The organism is Sphingopyxis sp. (assembly GCF_036402335.1).
Lineage (GTDB): Bacteria > Pseudomonadota > Alphaproteobacteria > Sphingomonadales > Sphingomonadaceae > Sphingopyxis.
Genome location: NZ_DASWTD010000495.1, coordinates 1 through 6,033, shown reverse-complemented (window position 1 = coordinate 6,033; position 6,033 = coordinate 1). Strand labels below are relative to the sequence as shown.

6 protein-coding genes are annotated in these 6,033 nt (G+C 66.8%); 2 read left to right on the top strand and 4 right to left on the bottom strand.

Annotated features, from left to right (window positions below; genetic code table 11):
- The 3 genes from VGD20_RS16185 to VGD20_RS16175 all read right to left on the bottom strand — a co-directional run.
- Positions 1-1,676, bottom strand: a 1,676-nt coding sequence (locus VGD20_RS16185; RefSeq protein ID WP_331135429.1) for a prolyl oligopeptidase family serine peptidase, incomplete at its 3' end; no start/stop codon positions are given.
- Between the two features lie 75 nt (positions 1,677-1,751).
- The gene (locus tag VGD20_RS16180) at positions 1,752-2,174 is read right to left on the bottom strand and encodes a DUF4112 domain-containing protein (protein ID WP_331135428.1); all 423 of its coding nucleotides are present in this window, start codon (positions 2,172-2,174) and stop codon (positions 1,752-1,754) included.
- 41 nt (positions 2,175-2,215) lie between these two features.
- A complete protein-coding gene (locus tag VGD20_RS16175) occupies positions 2,216-3,682 on the bottom strand; it encodes an ABC transporter substrate-binding protein (protein ID WP_331135427.1) in 1,467 nt (488 codons plus the stop codon).
- A gap of 126 nt (positions 3,683-3,808) precedes the next feature.
- On the opposite strand from VGD20_RS16175, the gene VGD20_RS16170 reads away from it, so the two are divergent.
- On the top strand, positions 3,809-4,741 hold the full coding sequence (locus VGD20_RS16170) for a GNAT family N-acetyltransferase (protein ID WP_331135426.1): 933 nt from the start codon (positions 3,809-3,811) through the stop codon (positions 4,739-4,741).
- Here VGD20_RS16170 and VGD20_RS16165 read toward each other — a convergent pair.
- Positions 4,728-5,606, bottom strand: coding sequence for a LysR substrate-binding domain-containing protein (locus tag VGD20_RS16165; protein ID WP_331135425.1), 879 nt, complete (start codon positions 5,604-5,606; stop codon positions 4,728-4,730). The genes VGD20_RS16170 and VGD20_RS16165 overlap by 14 nt on opposite strands.
- A 94-nt stretch (positions 5,607-5,700) precedes the next feature.
- Here VGD20_RS16165 and VGD20_RS16160 point away from each other — a divergent pair.
- Positions 5,701-6,033, top strand: a 333-nt coding sequence (locus VGD20_RS16160; protein ID WP_331135424.1) for a hypothetical protein, incomplete at its 3' end; no start/stop codon positions are given.

The following is a 6,033-nucleotide window of genomic DNA, read 5'->3' as shown; positions in this document are numbered from 1 at the left end:
CCCGAGATGGCGATGCCGTCCTTCCGGGCGATGCCGGTCTTGATCAGGTCGCGGGCGACGGCCTCCAAATCGTCGAAGCTGTTCTGGCGCTTCTCGCGCAGCGCCGCCTGATGCCAGGCGGGGCCATATTCGCCGCCGCCGCGGATATTGGCGAGGACATAGGCATTGCCGTCCTCGACCCAGAACAGCCCGAGCGGGCCGGCGCGATAGGGCTGGCCGGTCAGATAGCCCGGCGTCTGCGCGGCGCGAAAGCCGCCATAGGCGTGGACGAGCGCGGGGACGGGGCCGGTCGTGCCCTTCTTGCGCGCGAGGAAATAAGGGATTTTGGTGCCGTCCTTCGACGTCGCGAAGCGTTTCTCGACGGTCATGTTCGCGGCATCGAACGTCGCGGGCAGGCTCTGTACCGCCTGCGGCGCATTGCCTTCGGATACGGCGTAGAGCGTCGGGGGCATCAGCATCGTCTCGGCGGTCGCGAGGACGATATCGCGCTTGCCCACCGTGCCAGCGATGCCGACCGTCGCATTGGGAGCGAGCGGAACCTCCTTCTGGCTCCAGCGGCCGTTGGGCTGATCGCGGCGGAGGGCGAAGAGCTTGCCCTCGACATCGTCGAGCGCCTTGACCCACAGGATATTGTCGGTTGCCGAGACATCCTCGATCGCCTGCGCCTGCGTGGGGGTCATCACCGGAATGATCGGCACCTGCCGGTCGGCGGACATGTCCTCGAGCGACAGCGAGATCAGCGAGCCCGCCGGAAAGCCCGCGCCGAAATCCTGGTTGAGGAAGACGATCGCCTGCCCGCCCAGCACGTCGCGAAGGCTCGCCGTGTCGGGGATGATCGTCGAATGATAGCTGTCGCCGCCGACACCGCGGATCAGATAGTCGGTCGTGTAGAAGGTCTTGCCGCGGCTGATCATCGGCCAGCGCCTGTCGCCGTCGACGAGCGCGAAGACGTTCATGCCGACATCCTCATGCTCGCCCTCGGCAACGGTTTCGGCCGATGCCAGCGGTGTCCCGCGTTTCCAGCGTTTCACGATGCGCGGATAGCCCGACGCGGTCATGCTGCCTTCGCCATAGTCGGTCGCGACGAGCAGGGTGTCGGCGTCCTCCCATGTCACGCTGCTCTTGGCCTGCGGCAGCGCGAAGCCCCCGTCGACGAAGCTTTTGGTGGTGCGATCCCATTCGCGGACGATATCGGCGTCGGTACCGCCGGGGCTCAGCGAGACGAGGCAGCGCTTGTACTCGGGCGCGAGGCAGTCGGCGCCGTGCCAGACCCAGCTTTGCTTCTCCGCCTTGCCGAGCGCATCGACGTCGATCAGCGGCGACCAGACGGGGTTGCCCGCGAGCCAGGCGTCGAGCGGGCTCTGGCGCCAGATTCCGCGCGGATTGGCGGCGTCGCGCCAGAAATTGGTGATCATGTCGCCCATCACCTCGCCGGGCTCGGCGATCTGGCGGTCGTCGTCGAGGATCGCGCGCGCGCGCTTGCGGTCGGCTTCGAAACCGGGGCGGCCGGTGATCAGCTTGTCGGTTTCGGCATTTTCCCTTTTGACCCAGTCGAGCGCCTTCTTGCCCTCGATATCCTCGAGCCAGAGCCAGGGATCCCTGTCTTGCGGCGCGGCCGCCGCGACGGCGGTGATCGAACAGCTGAAGGCAAGCGCGGCGAGGCTGGCGCGGATCATATTTTCATCTCCCCCGGGGTGTGGTGGCGCCGTGCTAGCAGCATTGCACACCCCGAGGGAAGAAGGCGAAGCCGCCTATTGGTCGATGACCATCGTGCCCGGGTGGTGCTTGTCGAGATGCTTCTTGATGATCCGCAGGTTGCGCGTGTTCGAGCGGAAGAAAAAGTCGAAGGCGTCGCCGACGAGCGGGATCGCGCCGAGTGCGGTGTCGACGCCGAGATTGCCGACCATGCGCCAGATTTTCCACTTCGGCATGCCGAGGTTGCGTGCTTCCCAGATCAGGTACGCGCCCATCGTCGCGGCGATGACGTCGCCGACGACGGGGACGAGCCCGACGATCGCGTCGAGGCCGACGGGACGGTTGATGCCGGGAATGATGAAGCTGCGTTCGAGCAGGATTTCCAGCGTCTCGACGCGTTTGCGCAGCGCGGCGGGATCGTTCCGGTTGGAGATCAGGGCGTCGAAGATTGCGTCGGGATTGGGGGGCGAAGGGGCCATCAGGGTCCTTTCAAAAGCGCTCGAACTTGAAGCGCCATTATCTAGTTAGGACGCGCGATCAGGTGATTCAATGGGTGCTGCGCCCGGCCGTTGGCGCGCAGTCCCGTCAGACGCTGCGACGCGACCGACCAGCGGAGCGGCGTCGCGAGCGGGATGAAGGGGGCGTAGCGCGCGAGCACGGCCTCGGCCTCGCTCACCTGGACCCGGCGCTGTCCGGCGTCGATGTTGTTCGTCGCCTGGTCGATCAGTTCCTGCGCCTCGCGATTGCACAGCGTGTCGCGGCGGCAGGACAGGCGACGCAACGCCCAGATCGCGTCGTCGTTGGGGGCGACCTCGTCGATCAGGCGGAGGTCGGCGGTCGACGCCATGGCGACGCGGCGGCTGGGTACGCCGATCGCTTTGAAATCGGCGGCAACATAGGCGAAAAGAATGCGGCCTCCCGGTGTGTCGGGGACCGCTATACGCAGCGGCTCGATCTCGCGCCCCGTGCCGCGCCATGCGTCGACCGCGCGCTTCGCCTGCGCGAGCCGCGACGCTTCGTCATATTCGGCCCACGTGGGAACGAGCGGCGCGGGACCGCCGTCGCGCGTGTAGAGCGCCGGGCGCAGCGTGACCTGCGGTTGCCATTCGGTGAGCCCGAAGGCATCGACGAGCCGTTCGCGGCGGATCGCACGGACCAGCGCGTCGCGGTTGGCATCGATCGCAAGAAAACCCTCGGCGCGGACGAACGCCAGACCGAACAGGCCGGGAACCGGATCGACGACGAGCCGCGAGCGCCCGATGTTCGAGGCGACGAAATAGGGCAGGGTCGAAAAACGGCCGCCAATCACGCCGTCGGCATAGCCGTTCTTGAACCGCGCGAGCGCGCCCGCCGGCGAGGTGCCGACGAGCTCGATCGACGCCGCAGGGTCGTTCGCGGCGGCTTCGGCTGCCTCGGGATCCTCGGCCAGCGGATCGGGAACGGGCGAAAGCAGGACCGCGCGGCCGATCTTGCGGGCGCGCATCGGTCCCCAGTTCATCCCCTTGTTGACGATCGCCATCGATGGCTGGGCAAGCAGTTCGAGGATCGCGGATTGCGGCACCGATAGGCGGATTTCGATGACTGTGTCGGTCATCGCCTTGATCGTCTCGATCTCCGGGAAATCGCCCTTGAGGACGTGGCGGCTGGACGGGGCGACATAGGATCGCAGGATCGCCGCGACCTCTTCGGCGGTGACCTTGCGGCCATTGCTCCATTTCGCCTCGCGAAGGCGGAAGATATAGCTGCGCCCGTCGGTGGTGACGGTCCAGCGATCGGCGAGGCCAGTATCGATCTGGCCTTCACCGTCATAGCTGACGAGCCCCTGCGAGGTCGCATCGAGAAGCGCGGCGTTACCTGCCGACAATTCGCCGCCGAGCGGGCTCGCGGCGGCGTTGAGCGAACCGATGGCAGCGATCCTGACCGGGCCGCGCTCCCCGAACAGCCCGCAACTCGACGCGGTGAGCGCAAGGCCTGTCGCCGCTGCCATGACCATGGCGGTGCGTCCGTATCTGCCTCGTGCCGTCATTATGCGCCTTGTCCTCCGCCTTGCGTAAGCCAATCATAACCAAGTGCTGCGAAACCGGAATAGGCGTATCGCAACATATGAGGGGGCATGGACGGGCAGGGTGAACAGGAAGCGGGCGAAACCGTCGCGCTGCGCATCGAGATTGCCGGGCGTCCGCTTGGCCATTTGCGACGCCGGCTGCGGGTCGTGGCGCACGATCTGGGTGCCGTGCTGACGGGCGGGCAAGACGATCTGCCATGCGCGGGGCGTGACGGCTGGCTGTTGCGCTCGGTGCCGAAGGTGCGATTGCCGGTGCTGGAAGAGCGGATGAAAGGCTGGCTGGTCAGCGTGCGTCAGGACTATCCGCGCCACTATATTGTGATGGAGGGCGAGGGGTTCGACGGCTGGTGGCAGGGCTTTTCCTCGAAAACGCGTTCGACCCTGTCGCGCAAGGCGCGGCGGCTTTCGGAGCAGTTCGACGGCGGTTTCGCGGTGCGGTCCTATCGGACGGCCGGGGAAGTGGCCGAATTCATGGATATTGCCGGCGCGCTGTCCGATCGCACCTATCAGGCACGCTTGATGCAGGCCGGGCTGCCCACGGGCCAAGCCGACGTCGCGGACGCCGTCGCGGCAGCGGCGGAGGATAATATCCGTGCGTTCCTGCTGTTCGCGGGCGGCCGGGCGATCGCCTATCTCTACCTGCCGGTCGAGCACGACATATTGGTCTACGCCCATCTCGGCTATGATCCCGATTTCGCCGAGCTGTCGCCGGGAACCGTGCTGCACGTCGAAGCGATGCGGATGCTCTATGACGAGGGACGCTTCCGCGCGTTCGATTTCACCGAGGGAGACGGCGCGCACAAGGCGCAATTCGGGCGTGCCTCGGTCGCCTGCGCCGACGTGCTGATACTGCGTCCGGCGCTGCGCAATCGTGCCGCGCTGGCGGCGATGCGCGGAATCGACGGGCTCGCCGCGCACGGCAAGGCGCTTCTCGATCGGCTGGGGGTGCGGGCGAAGGTGAAAGCGCTTATCCGGCGCTGACCGGCCCGATGCTTTCGAGCAGCCAGTCGCGAAATGCGCGGGTGGCCGGACTCCGGTTGGCGCGGGATTCGACCAGCCAGTAAGAATCGGGGCCGGACAAGGTGAAGGCAAAGGGCTGCACAAGGCGGCCGTTCGCCAGTTCGGCGGCGAACAGGCGCGGCGAGAGCAGCGCGACACCCCGTCCATCGATCGCCGCCTGCGCGGCGAGGTCCTGCGAAGGATAGGCGGTGCGTTGCGCCGTGCGCCTGTCGGGCGCGGGCAGCTGCTGCGCAGCGAACCAGCGCGGCCAGTCGGAGCTGGCGAGCATCGGGAGCGAAGCGAGGTCCGTCGGTTCGGACAGCGTCCGGTCCTGCAGCAATTGCGGGGCGAGCATCGGCGCTGCTTCGACCGCGAACAGGGCGGTGGCGTCGGTATCGGGCCAGCCGCCGTTGCCGCTGCGGATGGCGAGGTCGTGGCGTGCGCTGTCACGAACATCGGCCGACACGTCGATGTCGATCGCGATCCCCGGATGCCGCGCTTCGAATTCGGGCAGGCGAACCGCCAGCCAGCGCGAAGCGAAGGTCGGCGCCACGGTCAGTCGCAGGGCACGCGCCATCCGCAATTCGTCGATCGCGGCATGCGTCAGCGCCATGATCTCGCGCGTCCGGCGAAACAGTTTCTCGCCGTCGTCGTTGAGGCGGACGCGCGGACCGTTGCGTGCAAACAGCGGCTTTCCTGTGTCGGTCTCGAGCGAGCGGATGCGCTGGCTGACCGCGGCGGGCGTGATGCAGAGCTCGTCCGCCGCGCGCGAGAAATTGCCGTGCCGCGCGCAGGCGTCGAAGATACGGAGCGTTTCGAGCGAGGGCGTGCGCGCGACCATTGTCATATTAAGCCCAGCTTTAAATGACGATGCAATCCCGTTGTTTTGTACCCGTCTGTCGGGCGCGTAAGCCGCGGGAATGAAAAACCTGCTTTTCATTATGGCCGTGACGGGGCTCTGCGGCGGATCGTCGGCGACGCCCGTGCCGGAGCGGTGGACGCCCGCCGCGATCGCGACCGCCGGCTACGAAGCCGCGCCCAGCTTTTCGGCCGACGGCCGCGAGATGATCTATCTGTCGGCGGACAGCGGCTTTGCCGGATGGCACCTGCTGCGCTCGGTTTGTGGGCCGCATGGCTGGTCGGCGCCGCAGCCTCCGTCCTTTGCCGCGCCCGCTCCGGTGATCGAGGCCGACCCCGGTTTCACTCCTGATGCCAATGGACTCTATTTCATCTCGGCGCGGCACGATCCGGCGAACGAGGATTTCGATATCTAT